The organism is Lampropedia aestuarii, assembly GCF_004803635.1.
GTDB lineage: Bacteria > Pseudomonadota > Gammaproteobacteria > Burkholderiales > Burkholderiaceae_C > Lampropedia > Lampropedia aestuarii.
In genome coordinates this window covers 1-18,993 of record NZ_SSWX01000037.1, presented here as the reverse complement: position 1 = coordinate 18,993, position 18,993 = coordinate 1, and the positions used below count along the sequence as shown (strand labels likewise).

The 18,993-nt window shown below is 57.1% G+C and carries 14 protein-coding genes and 1 tRNA gene; 8 read left to right on the top strand and 7 right to left on the bottom strand.

The features are described from left to right. Positions 1 to 139 precede the first annotated feature (139 nt). Positions 140 to 430: a hypothetical protein gene (locus E8K88_RS17430; RefSeq protein ID WP_136407949.1), complete on the bottom strand. Its 291-nt coding sequence runs from the start codon at positions 428 to 430 to the stop codon at positions 140 to 142. A gap of 344 nt (positions 431 to 774) precedes the next feature. On the opposite strand from E8K88_RS17430, the gene E8K88_RS17425 reads away from it, so the two are divergent. Both E8K88_RS17425 and E8K88_RS17420 read left to right on the top strand, forming a co-directional pair. Beyond that, a complete protein-coding gene (locus E8K88_RS17425; protein WP_136407948.1) occupies positions 775 to 1,104 on the top strand; it encodes a hypothetical protein in 330 nt (109 codons plus the stop codon). A 66-nt stretch (positions 1,105 to 1,170) separates the two neighbouring features. Next, complete coding sequence (locus E8K88_RS17420) at positions 1,171 to 1,518, top strand: TonB family protein (RefSeq protein ID WP_136407947.1); 348 nt, start codon at positions 1,171 to 1,173, stop codon at positions 1,516 to 1,518. Positions 1,519 to 1,651: 133 nt separating this feature from the next. Here the strand turns inward: E8K88_RS17420 and E8K88_RS17415 are convergent, their stop codons facing one another. Further along, entirely contained in the window at positions 1,652 to 2,110 is a 459-nt protein-coding gene (locus tag E8K88_RS17415) for a flavodoxin domain-containing protein (protein WP_136407946.1), read from the bottom strand. Between the two features lie 168 nt (positions 2,111 to 2,278). Here E8K88_RS17415 and E8K88_RS17410 point away from each other — a divergent pair, with 168 nt between their 5' ends. The 3 genes from E8K88_RS17410 to E8K88_RS17400 all read left to right on the top strand — a co-directional run bounded on the left by E8K88_RS17410 (position 2,279) and on the right by E8K88_RS17400 (position 7,559). Continuing rightward, entirely contained in the window at positions 2,279 to 2,950 is a 672-nt protein-coding gene (locus E8K88_RS17410) for a CDP-alcohol phosphatidyltransferase family protein (protein ID WP_136407945.1), read from the top strand. A gap of 200 nt (positions 2,951 to 3,150) precedes the next feature. Further along, positions 3,151 to 3,402: a phosphopantetheine-binding protein gene (locus E8K88_RS17405; RefSeq protein ID WP_136407944.1), complete on the top strand. Its 252-nt coding sequence runs from the start codon at positions 3,151 to 3,153 to the stop codon at positions 3,400 to 3,402. Positions 3,403 to 3,512: 110 nt separating this feature from the next. Beyond that, positions 3,513 to 7,559, top strand: a complete 4,047-nt coding sequence (locus tag E8K88_RS17400; RefSeq protein WP_205880119.1) for a non-ribosomal peptide synthetase — start codon at positions 3,513 to 3,515, stop codon at positions 7,557 to 7,559. Between the two features lie 325 nt (positions 7,560 to 7,884). On the opposite strand, the gene E8K88_RS17395 is transcribed toward E8K88_RS17400, so the two are convergent. Next, positions 7,885 to 9,462: a purple acid phosphatase family protein gene (locus E8K88_RS17395; RefSeq protein ID WP_205880118.1), complete on the bottom strand. Its 1,578-nt coding sequence runs from the start codon at positions 9,460 to 9,462 to the stop codon at positions 7,885 to 7,887. A gap of 577 nt (positions 9,463 to 10,039) precedes the next feature. Between E8K88_RS17395 and mfd the strand changes: the two genes are divergently transcribed. Together mfd and hemG are read left to right on the top strand one after the other, a co-directional pair. Then, on the top strand, positions 10,040 to 13,537 hold the full coding sequence (gene mfd, locus E8K88_RS17390) for a transcription-repair coupling factor (RefSeq protein WP_136407950.1): 3,498 nt from the start codon (positions 10,040 to 10,042) through the stop codon (positions 13,535 to 13,537). Positions 13,538 to 13,552: 15 nt separating this feature from the next. Beyond that, positions 13,553 to 14,149, top strand: coding sequence for a menaquinone-dependent protoporphyrinogen IX dehydrogenase (hemG, locus tag E8K88_RS17385; protein ID WP_136407942.1), 597 nt, complete (start codon positions 13,553 to 13,555; stop codon positions 14,147 to 14,149). Positions 14,150 to 14,195: 46 nt separating this feature from the next. Here the strand turns inward: hemG and E8K88_RS17380 are convergent, their stop codons facing one another. The 3 genes from E8K88_RS17380 to E8K88_RS17370 form a co-directional block, all read right to left on the bottom strand. Further along, a complete protein-coding gene (locus E8K88_RS17380) occupies positions 14,196 to 15,215 on the bottom strand; it encodes a PTS sugar transporter subunit IIC (RefSeq protein ID WP_136407941.1) in 1,020 nt (339 codons plus the stop codon). Between the two features lie 340 nt (positions 15,216 to 15,555). Next, a complete protein-coding gene (locus E8K88_RS17375) occupies positions 15,556 to 16,449 on the bottom strand; it encodes a BUD32 family EKC/KEOPS complex subunit (protein ID WP_136407940.1) in 894 nt (297 codons plus the stop codon). A 303-nt stretch (positions 16,450 to 16,752) separates the two neighbouring features. Beyond that, the gene (locus tag E8K88_RS17370) at positions 16,753 to 17,121 is read right to left on the bottom strand and encodes a hypothetical protein (RefSeq protein WP_136407939.1); all 369 of its coding nucleotides are present in this window, start codon (positions 17,119 to 17,121) and stop codon (positions 16,753 to 16,755) included. 248 nt (positions 17,122 to 17,369) lie between these two features. Here E8K88_RS17370 and E8K88_RS17365 point away from each other — a divergent pair. Continuing rightward, positions 17,370 to 17,460, top strand: a tRNA-Ser gene (locus tag E8K88_RS17365). 657 nt (positions 17,461 to 18,117) lie between these two features. Here E8K88_RS17365 and E8K88_RS18105 read toward each other — a convergent pair. After that, positions 18,118 to 18,993: hypothetical protein (locus E8K88_RS18105; protein ID WP_168797386.1), on the bottom strand; the 876-nt coding region annotated here is incomplete at its 5' end.

The following is an 18,993-nucleotide window of genomic DNA, read 5'->3' as shown; positions in this document are numbered from 1 at the left end:
CGAACCCCATCAGTCACCCCATCGAATTCAAAAAGAATCAAGGCCCTTCAGGGCCTTTTCTTTTGTCTGGATATGCTCCAGAGATACAAGCCCTTGGCGCTCAACAGCCAGAGGGCTTTTTATTCGCAGCCTCCAGTCATCACAACTCCTGATACCGATCCCGCCCCATCACCACGTCGGCGTAGTACTCCCCCAACACATGGTCCTTGTAAAAACGCCACACTGAAGCCGCAAGCGCGTAAGCTGCCCAGCCGTAGGTCACCAAAAGAATCCACAACGGAATGCCACCGTAGGGCTTCATCGGCATATTGCCCAGCTCACTGATGACACCCATGGTTTGCTGAAACAGGATGGGAGCACACACTGCAAGCAAGGCGTAAGGCAGCAAATACAGCGAGCGAAAGTAGTTGGGTTTTCGTTTGCGCGGCATGGCAAAAGTCAGGTAGTTGCAAGAGCCGCCATCATCTCGCAATGGCCCAAACAATTGAATATATGGTCAAGCAAACTGACTAAAAAATAATCAATATTGGAAATATAACCCAGACCATTGCCACATGGCCGCCAAAGGGCACATCCAAAAAACAAGCGCAACCACTATGCGCAGCTGTTCGCGCGACCAACAAGCGCCTGGCCAACGCCCGTGCAACCGTGTCTTTTGCAAGAGTCTGCTCAAAGCCGCTCACATGCGCAATCAGCTCATTGCGGGGTTTGGCAATACAGACCGCCAAGATGCGTTATAAACAATGCATCAATCCACTCACAACCAAGGCAGCTATGAGCAATTCAGACATTACCCAGATGCAATTCGAACTGACTGGCTACATCACCGTCGAGTACGAGGCCGATCAAGTCGAGCTATCACACACCTTCCACCCTGCAGACTTTGCTCTGCGCGAAGGCGGCTATTACACCGATGCAGATGGCCTAGGTTACTCAGCCATTCTTCAAGCCAGCAGCCGAGATGAGGCAGGCCATGCGCTGCTCTTTCAACTCAAATGCCATGTGACCCAATTCCACAAACTGGAGTGGGCCTATGCATTTGATGGTGAGGTCATTGATGACCAACTGTCGTATGTATTCGAACCCATCAACGGCAAGGGCTAACATTCAATCTCAACAAGGGTTTGCAATCCATCACGCAGCACCACTGCCTAGCTCAAGGAGTCCCTGATGCGGTTTTTCACTCTGCTGGCCGCTTGCTGCCTTGCCTGCGCAGGGCTTGTGCAAGCGCAAGCCCCATCCGTTGCGCGTGTAGCCGAGTATGGCCAACTGGTACAGGCAAAGCTGCAAGACTACGTGGTGCATGTGCCTGCCGCCACCATCAACGCAACGGTGGAGGTGCTTGTCAGCATGGACGAAACGGGCCATGTCACCAGCGCCAAGGTGCAGCACAGCAGCGGGGTTGCCGCCATGGATGCAATGGCCGTCAATGCCATTCAAAAAGCCAGCCCATTACCGCTCGACCATGGCAAGCCAGTGCCCAGCATCAGCTTTTTGATCAGCAATCCAGCGCCTTAAGAACCTGCTTACACAGCTGGCGGCGCCCCCGGTAAAGCGGTGCAATGCAAGCAGCATGGCAACACCTTTGCAGCATGGCTTGTATATGCCCTGCAGAGCCCCCTCCACTGGCAACTGCCCCAAAAAGGCATGGTCAGCCCAGGCTCTTAACCCATGCTTGCGCCCACTCGGCAGCAATGGCCTCGGCATCAGCGTCTTCACTGGCATCGAGCAGCAACATATCGCCCACGCGTTGGGCACCCAAATCCTGCAATCTGGCATCGAACAATCTGCCGCCTGCCGCATAGGTGTCGCCATAAAAACTGTCGCCCAGCGCAATCACCCCATAGCGCAAACCACCCAAATAACGGGGGTGCTGGTCCAAATCCGCATACAAAGGCTGCAAATTCTCCGGCACATCGCCATTGCCATGCGTAGAAGTGCAAACCAAGGCCACCTCGTCAGCAGCCAAATCCAAGAGTTCTGCTTGGCTCTGAGCATTGGCCAAATGCAGATCGATGGCTTCAAATTCCGCAGCCAATGCTGCCTGAACCGCTTGGGCAACATACAGTGCGTTGTCACTGGCCGTACCCACAATGATTTTCAATTTCATATCGTTGCCTGATTCACAATTGTGCCAGCATGATACTGGCGCACAATGCCATCTCAGCGCATATTGGCACTTTCCTTCAACAGCGCGCTGCTGCCCCTATCTTGGGCGCGCCCTCTATGCATGCAGGCCTGACCTCGTGCATGGCAGGCCCTTTTCCATTGAAAGCCTATGACCGAGCCCTCCTCCCCCCTTCCGCAGCCGCCTCTGAATCAAGAAGAAGACATGGCCCGACGCCCGATCAAATCGCGCTCGAACCGCTGGATTCAAAGCCTCAGCCGCAGCCTGGCCCACTCCCAGATCACGCCCAATATGATCTCGGTAGCCAGCATGGTGTTTGCGGGTCTTGGCGCGCTGGGCTTGCTGTTATTGCCCATGGGCTGGAATATGCTGGCCTGCATTGTTGGCATCCAGCTGCGCCTATTGTGCAATGTCATCGATGGCATGGTCGCGATTGAAGGCGGCAAAAAAACCGCCACTGGTGCTTTGTACAACGAAGTGCCCGACCGCGTTGCCGACACGATTTTGATTGTCGCCCTGGGTTATGCGATTGGCCATGATTGGCTGGGCTGGTTGGGGGCCTTGGCCGCGGCACTGACTGCCTATATTCGCGTGTTGGGCGGCTCCTTGAACCTGCCTCAATCGTTCAGAGGCCCCATGGCCAAACAACACCGCATGGCCATCATGACCATTGCCTGCTTGCTGGCCATGCTGGAGTGGCCACTGAACCACACGCTCTTTAGCTTGCTGCTTGCCAGCGTGCTGATAGCTGCGGGCTCTTTGCTGACCTGTCTCACGCGATTGAATGGCATTGCCAAGCTGCTGCGTCAACAAAGTCCCTAAGAACGTGTTTACGATCTAAATCGGGCAGTGAAAAATTCAAGCACCTCTCAGGTGATAATGAGTTTTATTTAACATTCTTATGGCAGAATAAAGGCTTCGCTTTTTCAGGAGCCTGAATGGCCCAACCAAGCCACCTTTGATGCATTGGCATAGCGCCAGTCAAGCAGTGGCAAGGCCATACATTGCCCCATTCCATCCCGATGACTACGAACACCCTGACCCTCGAACGCATGCGAGCCGATATCGCCCGTATGGTGCATGAATCACCAGAGAACATCCTGCTTGATGACAATTTGATGGACATGGGCCTAGACTCAATGCGGGTTCTGAACCTGCTGGTGACCTGGAATGAAACCGGCATTGGCCTGGATTTCTCTGAGATTGCCGAGCACTCAACGCTGGATGGCTGGTGGAGTGTGGTGCAAAAGCGCCTGGCCCAAATCAACGCTTAGAACGCGTTAAAGCCGCTCCAACGCCCATGGCCTGTACAGACCATGGTTCGATTTCGCTGCGGCAGTCGGCTTTAGGACTGGCCCAGTCACTTTCCCATGCAATTTGCGCCATGCCTCTCATGAATGCACCAGACAGACTCCCAGCCACCGATGCCACTGTCTGGCCTTTAAGCGAAGCCCAATCAGGGCTATGGTATGCCCAGAAACTCAACCCGGCCAATCCCAGCTTCAATACCGGCCATGCACTGTGGCTGCAAGGCCCGCTGGACATCGCGGCCTTTACGGCAGCGGCCAACCAGGCCAGCAGCGAAGCACTCAGCTTGCAGCTGCGCTTTAGAGAAACCGCGCAGGGCGTAGAGCAGTATGTGGACGCCACGCACCTGCCGACGCTGGAAGTGCTGGACTGGCGCGCCAACACCGCTGGCACCACAGAGGCGCAGCTGCAAGCGGCTATGGACAATGCACGCCAAGCCATGCAGGCCGATATGGGTCAGGCATTGAACCCGCACCAAGACCGCTTGGCTCGCCAGTGCTTGTTCTTATTGAGCGATGCGCATGCTGTTTGGTACCAGCGCGCCCACCATTTGCTCAACGACGGCTACGGCATGGCCTTGTGGGAGAGTCGTGTTGTCGAGTTGTACAACGCCCAGTTAGGCGCTGAGCCAGGCCCAACAGCAGCCATGCAAGCGCGTCCGCTGGGCTCGCTCGACGCTGTACTGCAAGAAGCCGCCCACTACCAGGGCAGCGACAAACGCCTCAAAGACGCCGCCTATTGGCAGGCACAATTTCAGGCCGCGCCTGAAGTGGCCAGCATGGCCAATAACCCGAGTGCCAAAGCCATCGCTGCCCACCATTGCCTGCATCTGCGCGAGCCGCTCGATGCCGCTTGGCGCGCAGCATTGCTGGACTTTGCCGAACAAGCAGCCACCCCTTGGCCCGATGTGCTGACGGCCTTGGTCGCACTGTACTGCCAGCGCATGGCCGCCGCCGAAGAAACCGTGGTCGGCATTCCCTACATGGGCCGCTTAGGCAGTGTCAGTGCCCGCGTGCCGGCCATGGTGATGAATATTCTGCCGCTGCGCATCGCCGCCGAGGCCAACCACAACACACTGGAATTTGTACAAAGCATGGCCGGCGCACAATTGCGCGCGCGCCGCCATGGCCGCTATCGCAGCGAGCAATTGCGCCGCGATCTGGGTTTGCTGGGCGGCAACCGCCGCCTGTTTGGCCCACTGATCAATGTGCAGCCGTTCTATAAACCCATTCACCTGAATGGCCTGCAAGCGCACCTGGAAATTTTGGGCACCGGCCCGATTGACGACATCACGATTGGTTTTCGCGGTGACGCCCGGCAAACGCTGGAACTGGAGATCGAAGCTAACCCAGAACTGTACGACTTGGCCAGCGTGCAGGCCCACCTGCAGCGTTTGCCACACTTCATCAGCCAAGCGCTCAAAGCCCGCACCTTGGGCGAAATCGTGCTGGCCAGCCCAGCCGAAGCGCAGCGCTATGTGCATGGTGTCAATGCCACGGCCCACCCGGTGCCCAGCACCACCCTGGTGGCCCTCATTGAGGCGCAAATGCGCCGCAGCCCACAAGCGCCAGCACTGGAGTTTGAGGGCCAGGTGCTGACCTACGCGGAATTAGAAACGCGCACGCGGGCACTGGCACTGGCCTTGCAAGCCCAGGGCGTGGGCAAAGACAGTGTGGTTGCAGTCGCCCTGCCCCGTTCGCTGGAATTGGTCATCGCCTTGATTGCCGTGCAACGCGCAGGTGGTGCTTATCTGCCGCTGGATTTGCAGCACCCGCCTGAGCGGCTGGCACGCGTGGTCCGCTTGGCCAGGCCCTTGTGCGCACTGAATCTGGCCGAAGACGGCCATTTGCTGCCAGCCGAGCTGCCGCAGCTGCACGCTGACGCCTGGCCGATCAGCACAGACAGCGCGGTCAGTGCATTGACACCCCCTTCGCCGCACGACCTGGCCTATGTGATATACACCTCTGGCTCAACCGGCGAGCCCAAGGGCGTGATGATTGAGCACCAGGCGATCGTCAACCGCCTGGAGTGGATGCGCCAGCACTACGGCTTTCAGAGCAGCGACCGCATTCTGCAAAAAACCCCCGCGACCTTTGATGTGTCGGTCTGGGAATTTTTCCTGCCGTTCCTGTGCGGCGCCACCCTGGTAGTGGCCCCACCCGAAGCCCACCGCGACCCTGCCTGGCTGGCCCGTATCATCCGCCAGCAACGCATTGGCACTTGCCATTTCGTGCCATCGATGCTGGCGGCGTTTGTCGCCGAGCCGAGCACACGCGGGATTGTGATGCAGCGCATTTTCACCAGCGGTGAAGAATTGCCAGCCGACCTGCGCGACCAAACCCATGCCACGGTGCAATCGCAACTGCACAATTTGTACGGTCCTACTGAGGCGGCAGTCGATGTGAGCTTCTGGCCCGCCGATGCCGCAGACACCTCACGCCCTGTGCCAATTGGCTATCCGGTCTGGAATACCCGTTTGTATGTGCTGGACGCCCAATTGCATCCGGTACCTGCCGGCGTGGCAGGCGACCTGTACCTGGCGGGTGTGCAACTGGCGCGCGGCTACCTGGGGCGGGACGACCTTACCAAGGCCAGCTTTGTCGCTGACCCGTTCCACGCTGGCGAGCGCATGTACAAAACCGGCGACCTGGCCCGCTGGCGCAGCGACGCAGCGCTTGAATACATTGGCCGCAGCGACCACCAGGTCAAGCTGCGCGGCCTGCGCATTGAACTCGGTGAGATCGATGCCGCAATGCAGGCCAGCGGCCAAATCAGCCGAGGCAATGTGATCGTGCGCGAAGACCGCGCTGGCGATAAGAAGCTTGTTGCCTATGTACAGGCCAATGGCGATTTTGAGCTCGATGCCTTCAAACGTTTTATTGCCAGCCAAGTGCCCGACTACATGGTGCCGGCCGCCTTTGTTCTGATGCAGGACTGGCCTGTGACCAGCAACGGCAAGCTCGACCGCAAAGCCCTGCCTGCGCCCGCTTTCAGCAGCGGCAGTGGCCGGACCCTGCACACCGCGACCGAGCAACAACTGGCCGCATTGTTTGCCGACGTGTTGCAAGTGCCGCTGGGCCAGATCGATGCCGATAGCGACTTCTTCAGCCTCGGCGGTGACTCGCTGGCCGCAGTGCAGTTGCTGCTCCTGGTGCAAGAGCAGTGGCAGCGCAACCCCGGTCTGGGCGCCTTGTTTGCCAGTCCTACCATCACGGCATTTGCAGCCTTGATTGATGACGAAAAAGTCAGCTTTGACAGTGGCCTCGCGCCCATGATTCAACTCGCCAGTGCCGCCCCCAGCGGGCAGCGCAGCGCAGGCCAGCAGGGGCAAGACCACAGCCCGTTGTTTGTGGTTCACCCCGCAGGCGGCATCAGCTGGGGCTATCGCCACTTAGCCAGAGCCTTGTCGCACCCGCTGCAAACGCCGTTCATGCCCGCGGACTCAGTGCCGCGCGCAGTCTACGGCCTGCAATCGCCCGCGCTGGACCCGGCAGCGCCCTTGCCTGACAGCATTGACACGTTGGCACGGCAATACGCAGAGCGCGTCATCGACGTTCAGCCCACTGGCACCATCCACCTGCTGGGTTGGTCGGTGGGCGGTATTTTGGCGCAAGCCATGGCGGTCGAGCTGCAAGCCATGGGCCGCAGCCTGGGCCTGGTGGCCTTGCTAGACGCCTACCCGGCCGATGTCTGGCGTGCCGAACCCGAACCCACGCCTTTGCAGGCACTGCGGGCCTTGCTGGCGATTGCTGGCTACGACCCTGAAGGCTATCCAGAGCTGGATACCCAGGCCAAGCTGATCGCCTTCCTGCAAAGCGGCGATACGGCCCTGGGCAAGCTGCCCGACGCAGCCCTGGCCGGCGTGATCCGTGTGGTGACCGACACCAACCGCCTGATTCGCCAGCACCACCACCGCGCATACAACGGCGTCCTGACCCATGTGCGCGCAGCCCAAGACCATGCCAACAAGCCACAACTGCAAGCGGGCCTGTGGCAGGCCTATGCCAGTGATGTGCGTGTGATTGAGGTGCCTTTCCTGCACTCTGAAATGACCAGCCTGGCTGCGACTGCTGCGCTGGCACCGCACTTGCTGCCTGCCAGCGCGCACCCGTCTGGCCAATAAGGCACCCGCAGGCCGATTGTCAAAACGCTGCCCCGATGTGGTGTGACTAGCCAATCAGCAACACTCAATAGCCGCTGTCGAGCGGTTATTGCGGCATAGATGAGGCAAGGCAGCCACACGCTCGGTGCGTTCAAACATGCCGTGGTGCAAGGGCTGTCCTAGCCCACTGCAGCGGCCATGTCTTGGAACCTATTGACGATGCTTTTCGCTGGCGCGCAAGGCACAAAAAACAGGCAACGCCGCAATGCGTTTTTTGTGCCTAGCCCTTTGGGTTGGAGTCCAAAAGGCACGGTGCGCGGTCTGCGAAAAGATCGCCAACAGGCTCTTAGTTGGCAACCAGCACATCCACGACCTTGTCGTAGGCCAAGTATTGGAACTCCCCTGTCGCCTTACCGGCTACATCCATGACTGGCAGGTTGTAGCGCGGGGTCATTTTCACGCGGTAGCCCTGGTTTTCAGGGGTGACATCGACCTCTAAAAACCCATAGTGTTTGCCACCACTGACAAGGCGCTCGCCTTCCCAGACTTCTGGCGCATCGCCATGGGCACTCCAATGGGTCTGCTGCGCCTCTGGCGGCAAGGTATCAATGGGCACATACGTATTGCTTGGCACATAGCCTGGTCCGCGCAATCCATCGCCAGCGAACCCCACATCCCAATACTGTACGCCGTCGAGCAATACCGTTTCAAGCAACTCATCGTGGCCAGCGAAAACCGCGGTAACACCGTAACGCGTCATCAGCTCATGGTAGATGCGCATCGGCGCACCGGACTGGTTGTCTTGGCCTTGCGCAATGCCTGCACTACCCGATGGATAACTGTGTACACCGGTGCCAAAAGGCATATGGTGCCATTGAACAAAAACAATCTGGCCTTTCGCACGTGCATCCGCAAGCTGCGCTTCTGCCCAATTCCATTGCGCCGTGCCTTGGTTGAAATCTGGCACGCTATCCTGAGCGCCGTTAATGAGCAAATTGGTATCTTTGAGTGGGTCATTGTCATCACCATTCGACGAATCCAAGGTGATCAATGTGACTGGCCCCATATCTTGGCGATAGTAGCGGCCTTGGTAATTGGCATTGCTCCTGCCATTCTCAGGCAAGTCCCAATAGGTATTCCACTTGCTGTATGCGCGCTCAATCGCAGCCACACTGTAGGCGCCCTCGGTAGGGTGCCAATAGTTCTCATGATTGCCCAGTGCAGGCAAAATCGGGGTTGTGGAGGCCAATGTGCCCCACTCGCCCGCGCCATGGCGCCAAAACTCATCCCAATCGAGCTGGCGTCCCCCCTTCTCCACCAAATCACCCGCAATCAGCCAGTAGTCTGGGCTGCGCTGCGCTGCATGGCGTATCGTGGCCTGGTAGCCTGTCGTCTGGTCAACCGGATACTGGCGTTTGTAAGTGCTTGGATCAGACTCCAGTTTATCGCCGCCGATTGCGGCCGCACTGGCAGCCCAGTCCACCGTTTTTGCCGTCGACTCTGGCTCTGTTTCCATATCCGACATCACGACAAAACGCAGTGATGCACGCGCACCTTGTGCAGGTGCCGTCTTGAAATGGGCACTAAAGGCTTGCTCTGTACCTGGTTGCTCTACCTTGTATTGGTATTGGGTGTTGGCTTGTAGACCGGTCACACGCACTTCGTGCATGTAAGGGGTAACAGGCGCTTGACCTGCAGGCGTATCGCTGTGGATTTCCCCTTTATTCTTGTCGCCATGGATATAGGCCACCTCCGACTCTGCATACACCAAATGCTGGGCCAGCTCAGGCTGGGACTCAAATGCACCAACCCCCTCCACGACCAAAGTGCCTGGCACATTGGTATCGGTCAGCCAGCGAATGGTCATCGCGTCATAAGACGGGTTTTGCAAGTACGGCAGAACCCGATACTTCGTGGCTGGCACTGGTACCTCAACGGCGTTTGACCCATTGTCACTGCCCCCACATGCCACTAATACGGCTGCGGCCACCGCTGGGGTGAGGCATTTCCAAGAAGATCTGTTCAACATGCAATCGGTCCTATAGCAAAAGTAAACGGCAAAGCCGTAAAACCTCGGCACTGTAGTGACCGCATATGTCAATAGAATGACAATCATCGACAGTTCCAACCCGTTTTCAATGGTCTTTGCACCGATTCATCGTGCCCAAGACCTGCCCACCGTCACCGCTGCGTTGCTGGTCACGCCCAGCTTCCCTAGACCATATGAAAGCTCTCGAAGCCGCAATCTCGCAATACAAGCTCCAATGAAACCAACGCCGTTGTGTGGCAGCTGTGTCCTACAGCGCACGCCAGTTTGCATCTGCTTATAAAATGCCCTGCGTAACTGACAGCCATACCCCATTGACATGGGGTATTGGTGTTTTTATTTTTCGCTTTTGGGTACTGCAGCGACTGTCTTAGCCTGACTCGCCACACGCCCATTTTGAGGCGAGCACGGCCACAGCGCAGGCCATGGCCCACACTGCATCTCACACATGTCGATGAATCTCCCCAAAATCACCCCGGGACACCGCTACACCATGCCCATGCCAGTGGGCTCTGCCGATGCACTGCTGCTGTGCCAACTGGCGCAGCGTGAAAAAGCGCAGGGCAAACGCACGGCGATTGTCACGGCTGACGCCCGCGACGCCTTGCGCCTGCTGCGCGAGATGGTGTTTTTTGAGCCGACCCTCAAACCCGTGCTGTTCCCTGATTGGGAAACCCTGCCCTACGACAGCTTCTCGCCCCACCAGGATTTGATCAGCGAGCGCTTGGCCAGCTTGTGGAGCATCCAGCAAGGCGAGGCGGATGTGCTGTTGATTCCAGCCACTACCGCGCTGTACCGCCTGGCACCGCCGTCGTTTTTGGCGGCCTACACCTTTGCTTTCAAATCAGGGCAAAGGCTCAATGAGGCCAAGCTCAAAGAGCAGTTGACGATGGCTGGCTACCAGCATGTCAGCCAGGTCGTCAGCCCCGGTGAATACGCCGTGCGCGGCAGTTTGATTGACCTGTACCCGAATGGCGCAGCGCTGCCCTACCGGATCGATTTATTCGACAACGAAATCGACTCGATCCGCACCTTCGACCCAGACACCCAGCGCAGCCAGTACCCGGTGCCGGAAATTCGCCTCTTGCCTGGGCGCGAATTCCCGATGGACGAAGACGCACGCAAGCAGTTTCGCGGCCGTTGGCGCGAACTGCTCGAAGGCGACCCGACCAAAAGCCGCATCTACAAAGACATGGGCAATGGCGTGGCCACTGCCGGTATTGAGTATTACCTGCCGCTGTTTTTTGAAGAAACGGCCACCGTCTTCGATTACCTGGGCGAGCACACCTCACTGGTCTTGCACGGCCCGCTGGACCAGTCGCTGCAGCGCTTTTGGCAAGACACGCAAGAGCGCTACCGCCTGCTGCAAGGCGATCAAGAGCGCCCAGCCCTGCCGCCTGCTGCGCTGTTTCTCAGCACCGAAGAGTTCTACAGCCTGTGCAAGCCACTGGCGCAATTGTCGCTGCGCCCCGCAGCCGATGAGGCCGCGGCCCACAGCGAGGCCAGCCATGCAGCTGCCGATTTTCAGGCCCTCCCCGATATCTCGGCAGTTCGCGGTGCCGATGACCCATTGGCACGCCTGCAAAGCCATTTGCGCACTACCCAGCAACGGGTGCTGGTGCTGGCCGAGAGCGCTGGGCGGCGTGAAACATTGGCCGATTTCCTGCGGGCCAGTGGCCTGAGCAGCCCCGGCTTTGACAGCCTGGCCGAATTTCAGAGCAGCGATGAAAAAATCGGCATTGCCACCAGCGCATTGCAACGCGGCTTTGGCTGGCTGGATGCTGGCATTGATCTGGTCACAGAAACCGAGCTGTTCAATGCCGAGCCCACCACCCGCAAGCGCAAGCGCCATGAACAAGCCAGCAATGTCGACTCGCTGATCAAGGACCTGGCCGAATTGAAGCTGGGCGACCCGGTCGTGCATGCACAGCACGGCATTGGGCGCTACCACGGCCTGGTCAATATGGACATGGGGCAGAAAAACCCCGATGGCAGCCCCGCCCTGCAGGAATTCCTGCATTTGGAATACGCGGGCGAGGCCGTGCTGTACGTGCCGGTGAGCCAGCTGCAGCAAATCAGCCGCTACAGCGGCGTGGCAGCCGATGAAGCGCCGCTGCACAAACTCGGCTCAGGCCAATGGGAAAAAGCACGGCGCAAAGCCGCCGAGCAAGTGCGCGATGTGGCCGCTGAACTGCTCAACATTTATGCGCGCCGTGCTGCGCGCCAAGGCCATTCGTTCCGCTTCAGCCCCAGCGAATACGAGGTGTTCGCCAAGGATTTTGGATTTGAAGAAACGCCTGACCAATTGGCCGCCATCCATGCCGTGATCCAGGACATGGTCAGCCCCCAGCCGATGGACCGGCTGGTCTGCGGCGATGTCGGCTTTGGCAAAACCGAAGTGGCGCTGCGCGCCGCGTTTGTCGCAGTGCTGGGCGGCAAACAGGTGGCGCTGCTCGCGCCCACGACCTTGCTGGCCGAGCAGCATTACCTGACCTTGACCGACCGTTTCTCGAAATGGCCAGTCAAGGTCGAACAAATGAGCCGTTTTCGCACCACCAAGGAAATCAATGCCGCCGCCAAAGGCCTGGCTGAAGGCACAGTGGACATTGTGGTGGGCACACACAAGCTGCTGTCCTCGTCGATTGATTTCAAAAACCTGGGCCTGTTGATCATTGACGAAGAGCACCGCTTTGGTGTGCGCCACAAAGAAGCCATGAAAGCACTGCGCGCCGAAGTCGATGTGCTGACACTGACAGCCACCCCCATTCCGCGCACCTTGGGCATGGCCCTGGAAGGTTTGCGCGACTTGTCGGTGATTGCAACCGCACCGCAAAAACGCCTGGCAATCAAAACCTTTGTGCGCAGCGAAAATCAGGGCGTGATTCGCGAGGCCGTACTGCGCGAGCTCAAGCGTGGCGGCCAGGTCTACTTTTTGCACAACGAAGTCGACACGATTGAGAACCGCCGCGACAAGCTGCAGGAAATCCTGCCCGAGGCCCGCATTGCCGTTGCGCATGGCCAAATGCCTGAGCGCGAGCTGGAGAAAGTCATGCGTGACTTTGTCGCGCAGCGCTACAACATCTTGCTGTGCTCCACCATCATTGAAACCGGCATTGACGTGCCCACGGCCAACACCATCGTGATCAGCCGTGCGGACAAATTCGGTCTGGCACAGTTGCACCAATTGCGTGGCCGGGTCGGCCGCAGCCACCACCAGGCCTATGCCTATTTGATGGTGCCCGATGTGGAGGGCCTGACCAAACAAGCGCAGCAACGCCTCGATGCCATTCAAGACATGGAGGAGCTCGGCAGTGGTTTTTACCTGGCAATGCACGACCTGGAGATTCGTGGCGCCGGTGAAGTGCTGGGCGAACACCAAAGCGGCAATATGCTGGAAATTGGCTTTCAGCTCTACAACGAGATGCTCTCTGACGCAGTCAAGGCCCTTAAAGCGGGCAAAGAACCTGACTTGCTGGCACCGATGCAGGCAGTAACCGAGATCAACCTGCACGTGCCTGCGCTGATGCCCAATGACTACTGCGGCGATGTGCATGTGCGCCTGTCGTTTTATAAACGCCTGGCCACGGCGCACAGCCTTGATGCCATTGATGGCCTGCTCGAAGAAATTGTCGACCGCTTTGGCAAACCGCCAGAGCAAGTGCAGTCCTTGATCGATACGCACCGCCTGCGCATTCTGTGCGAGCCGTACGGCGTGCAAAAAGTCGATGCTTCGCCGGCGGCCATTGTCATCAGCTTCCGCCCCAATCCGCCCATCGAGCCGCTGCGCATCATCGAGATGATCCAGAAAAACCGCCACATCAAACTCGCAGGCAATGACAAGCTACGCATTGAGCGCGCATTGCCTGAGATGCGCGACCGTGTGCAAATGGTGCGCGATGTGCTGCGCAATTTGGGCGCGCCCACCACAACCGCCGATGTGGCGACCGCCTAAGCCAAGGCCATCGGCATGTGCACGCCCTCACCACCTGACGCCACACAGGCATTGACGCAGCCCCCCGTCTTGCTGGTCTATGCCAGCCATTTTGGGCAGGCCAAGCAGATCACCTTGGCCATTGCAGAGCAGTTGCGCCAGCAAGGCATTGCGGCCCACTGCATGGCCTTGCCAAGCGGGCAAGCAGTGCAAGCGATTGCCGGGCACTGGCGGGCGGTGCTGTGGATTGCATCGGTGCGTTATGGCCGCTTCGCCAAGTCCCTGGCGCCATTCATTCACGCGCAGCAAGCGGCAGCTGCGCAAACACCTTGGGGCTTTGCCTCGGTCAGTCTGACCGCGCGCAAACCTGAAAAACGCAGCCCCGAGGCCCACCGCAACACCCAGCAATTTTTGGCACGCCTGCAGCAGCAGGGGCTGCAGCCGCAATGGGCCGCCGTCTTCCCAGGCGCGCTGCGCTACCCACGCTATGGTTGGCTGGACAAACACATGATTGGCCTGATCATGCGCATCACCGGTGGCGTGACTGATACCCGCCTTGAAGTGGAATACACGGACTGGGATGCGGTGCGTGCATGGGCTAGCCAGATCGCGGCCACACTGCAAGCCGATTAAACGACTTGGCCAGCACGGTCTGCGGCAGTGCTGGCGATGCACACGCTCATATCTTCGCGTCGATCTTCAAGTCGCCAGGGCGAATCCAGCCGATACGCCGCAGCACTGCAGCAAATGCCAAAGTCAGCACGGCTGGCAACAGAAAATGCAGCAAGCCAATGGACAGCCATACCTGGGCACTGTCGCCCATCGCAGCCAAAGTACCGACCTGCCCGACAAAGCCACTGGTGCCCATACCCGAACCAGTAGGCACGTTTTGCATGCCAAAACCCAAGGTAGCAATCGGCCCCAAAATGGCGGCGGCCAAAATCGGAGGAATCCAGATGCGCGGATTACGCACAATATTGGGCAACTGCAACATGCTGGTGCCCAGCCCCTGGCTTAACAAACCCGAGACGCCGTTTTCACGGTAGCTCATGGTCGCAAAGCCAATCATTTGCGCGGCGCAGCCCACCGTAGCAGCCCCGCCAGCCAAGCCCCCCAGGTTCAGCGAAATCGCCAAAGCCGCGCTGGAGGTCGGTCCAGTCAAAATCATGCCCATCACAACCGCCAAGATGATGCTCATCACAAATGGCTGCAAGCTCATTGCCCATTGAATCGTGTTGCCAGTGACCTGCAGCACATTGCCGATAAAGGGCGAGATCCATTGCGCCACCAAAAAGCCACTGACCAAAGCAGTCGCAGGCGTGACGATGATATCCAGCGGCGTCGTTCTGCTCACCAATTTGCCCATCTCGCTGGCGACTGCCACCGCAAAGAAACACCCCACCGGCCCGCCCAGCTTGGCACCCAGGGCACCAATGGCCGCACTGGCAAAAATCACAATGGGAGGCGCCTGCAAACCATAGGCGACGGCAACCCCAATGGCGGCCCCCATGCTTTGCTGCGCCATCGTCCCCGCCTCAATCAACCAAGGCTGGCCAGTCCAGCCGCCCACCGTTTTCAGAATCAAACCAATCACCAAAGAGCCAAACAAGCCCAAGGTCATGTAGTTCAGGGCATCAATGCCATAGCGGCGCAGCGAGAACTCGATATTGCGCGATTGCAGAAAAGAACGAACAGACATGCACAAAGCCTTTCAACAAAGAAGGGCCGTTGATCGCCTCAGTCTCACTACTGCAGCGCGCCCATTCATCGGCAGGCATTGTAATACTCAATTTGAGCATTATTAAGATAAAAGAGCGGAATCTGCACCACTATGGCAACAACATCGCCAACGCCGGCGTTCACGACGGAAGGCGTGCTCGGGCCACCAATCCATTTAAAAAGGCGAACTCACAGCGACGTGGCACCGGCGTTCAACGCAGGTGCCACGGTGCGGCATGCAACGCACCCCTTGCTAGAAAGCCAGAGACCGTACCAAGGCCCACTCGCCCAGTGCTGTAGATCAACGCTGTGGAATTGACCTAGCGGCCGATCGCGTTGCTAAGCAATGCATACGAGAATCGAATGCGCACCACATCTTTGCCATAGCGGCGCTTTGTTGGCAACAGGCGCAAATAACGCACGCGCTGAGTCGCCTGGCGGAAAGCCTGGCGCTCCGCCTCGCCATATTGGACGATCCACTGCGACAAAATCGCCTGGGCCTGGGGAACCACTCCCGCCTGTGCAATCGGCCATGCGGTCGAATGTAGATAACAAAACAGGTCGCGCACCTTGCAGTCCGGCAAATCCATCACCTCGAGTGGATCGTCTTCAAAATCCACAAAACCGATCTCGCCCTCAGAACTGATAACGATATTGCGTGAGAAGGCCTGGCTTAAATACTGGCCTTTATGGTGCACTTCGGACAAGGCATACAAGCCTTGCTGCCAGTAACCCAATGCGGCTTCTGGCTGGCCATTGGCAAAGTGCGATTCAATCCTGTGTTGCAGCGATTCTGATCGCCCAACACCGACCACCGCATCTTGCATCAGGATCGCACCCACGGTATGCGCCAATACATGCGGTACGCGAATACCTGCCTGCGCAAGCTCTTGCAGCCTACGCAACTCAACAGCAGAGCTGAACGTGCCCCCTAACGCACTCGATGATGCCTTGAGCCAAGGCAAGCGCAGCAAGCCTGCCGTCTTATTGAGCATGGCATAGAGCAGCGCACTGCGCTTGGGCCGTGCGCGTTTTAACCAAACACGTCCTGGCCAATTGGGCAGCTCATAATCTTGAATGCCATTTTCTTGATGCGGCAAGCGCTGCAACAAAAAATCCTGCCAATTAATGGCCGGCGAAGCGGCCTGCCCAAATTCAATAGCGGGAGAATCGAACTGCTTAAACGCTGTTGCACTCCGGTAGTGATGGTCCATTGCGCACCCGCCTCCTTACACATCAATCACATAATAAAATTGATCCGATCGGGCATTTTGTCATACATCCATCATTTAAATGTCACACAAGGTCAACATAATAATTCATTACAAAATAGATCGCGCAGCTCTCAATCAACAGTCTCGAGCGCTTACAACAAAAACTGGCGCAAGCACCCCACCTGCCTGCCAGTTGAAACCTCTCAAAACCTTGACGTTGTGACAATTGCATTTATAAAATCAATAGGTTGGAGATAAGAAATTCAATTTTTTGGAGGGGGAGCATGAGCGGCTCTCAGATGGTCAAACAACACTGCGTAGAAGAGAAAATAATGGCGATGCGCTTGCTGCCATTTTCTTCCCTGGGTGCATAGAAAATGGCGGATTATGCACTGCAAGCCCCTTTCCGAATACCCCCTGCAAACAATCCATTGATGCAATGCACCATGAATTAACTCCATTTAAAAATAACCAAATATATTCAATTGGCAAAACCAATTTCCATCGAACAATCAAAGGCATTGAATCAATTAAATCCTGCGCTGTTTTGAACCAAACGCAGAAGTTGTAAGCTGCAACCACTTTCACAAACCGCCCCAGGCGCTCAGACCAACAAGCACTGGGTGACTGGGTATTGCATGCACTTTCGACAGCAACTGCAGCTGCTGCCAAACACAGTCAGGTCTAGAGTTGAGGTTCGCAGCCCAACACATATCGCAAGCGTGCCGTTCAGTCCAGACACAGAATGTAAGTCAAGGCTGCTTTGCCAGTGCGACACAGTAGCAGCACAAGAAATCAACGCTAGCAGAAGCCGCACAGCACTCCGCGCCATACGAGATCCCAGCCTCTTTAGATATTTTTAAATAAAATTGGCTTTTTCATCTGCAGGTCAAAAAAACGCGCTACAATTGCGGTTTCCCGGAGAGGTGGATGAGCGGTTTAAGTCGCACGCCTGGAAAGCGTGTGTAGGTTAATAGCCTACCGAGGGTTCGAATCCCTCCCTCTCCGCCAAACAATCAAGTTCAACCGTTGATTGAACTTGAAAAAGCCATCCTTAAGGGTGGCTTTTTTATTTTCTAGCCACAATGGGTGCAAATCCAGCAACCCGCACATGCGCGCAATATTCAAGGCAGACTGATTTTTGTACGATGAATGCGTACTTGAATCTGACTGGTAGCGAGGGACANCGTACTTGAATCTGACTGGTAGCGAGGGACACCGCCTTTTTTAGGATATCCCTCTCTTCGGTGCCCCGTTGGAGTTCAACTTTTAAAAGCCGCAACTCCTCGCTTTGGCCGACCTGCGTGTGCCGCTGTACTGCTGGCATTTGCTGCAGCTTGATGCCTTGATAACGGCAGAGGGTGCACTCATCAATAACGGCGTGAGAAATCGGCCAAGCTGTGGCCATGTTCAAGGATTTGCTCGACCGCTTCAACCCGAACTTCTTCGGGGTAACGTTTTGCGCTCATATGGGCTCCTATTAAAACGGCAATAGGGGGCTGCGAACTATCTATAAAACCCTGGTCAATTCACACAAAGCCAAAAAATAACCCCCCGATCAAAAAACCGGGGGGTTATCGGCAGTCTGAGCTACTCCTGTTACAGAGTAGCCTTTGCTCTAAGACGCAGTGTTATCGGTCAAACAACGCTGCAGTCTTCCTTACTTCATCACGATTGACGCTTGCGGCGTACGCGGGAGGCCAAGAAGGTCAACCCCATCGCACTCAACAATAAGCCAATTGGACTATCCACTGGCACCGGAACAATCTCCTCGTTCACCACAATGATTGTCAAAACACCAGTTGCGCACTCATCAGGATCATTACGATCACACATTTGATACTCAATGCTATAAGTACCAGCTGGTGTTCCAGGAGCAACCGTCACAATACCTGTGCTCACATCCAGCTCAGGCACAGCTGCGCCTGGTCGGGTTGGAGTGGCAGGTTTAGTGATCGTGAAGTCCATGTCATCGAAGACGATTGGCTCACCATTCTTCGTACCAGAGGTCAGCATATTGTCGGTCTGGCCGCCTTTGGATGCAGAGATCGGCTCAGAGACCACTTCGCTGGTGCTCAGAGAGTCATCTACCACCACAGGAACAATCAAAGTCGTGCAGTTGGCCTCGCCAATAGCGCGCTCACATACCTTCAACTCGATTGTGTACGTCCCAGCAGGAGTATTTGCAGGCACCAAGACCTCACCAGTCAATGGATTAACCGTTGGCACTGGAGCTCCAGGCTGCGCTGGCACAGCAGGAGTTTGTACCGTAGCAGTCAAATCTTGCCAGGATGCAGGCGTTGTGCCGTCAAACGTGATTTCAGTGATTACAGGAGGCCTTTGATCAACGATAGCGAAATCAACTTCACGCGGCGCTGTTACGGTTGATGGCAGCTGACCTGCGCTGACATTCACCGTCACGGTCTTGGTTTCGCAGTTGCTCGGATCATTGATCTCGCACACTTCGTATTCCAAGGTGTGCACACCTGGAGGCGTACCACCAGCAACGATCACATCACCCGTTGTCGAATCCACCGTCAGCGC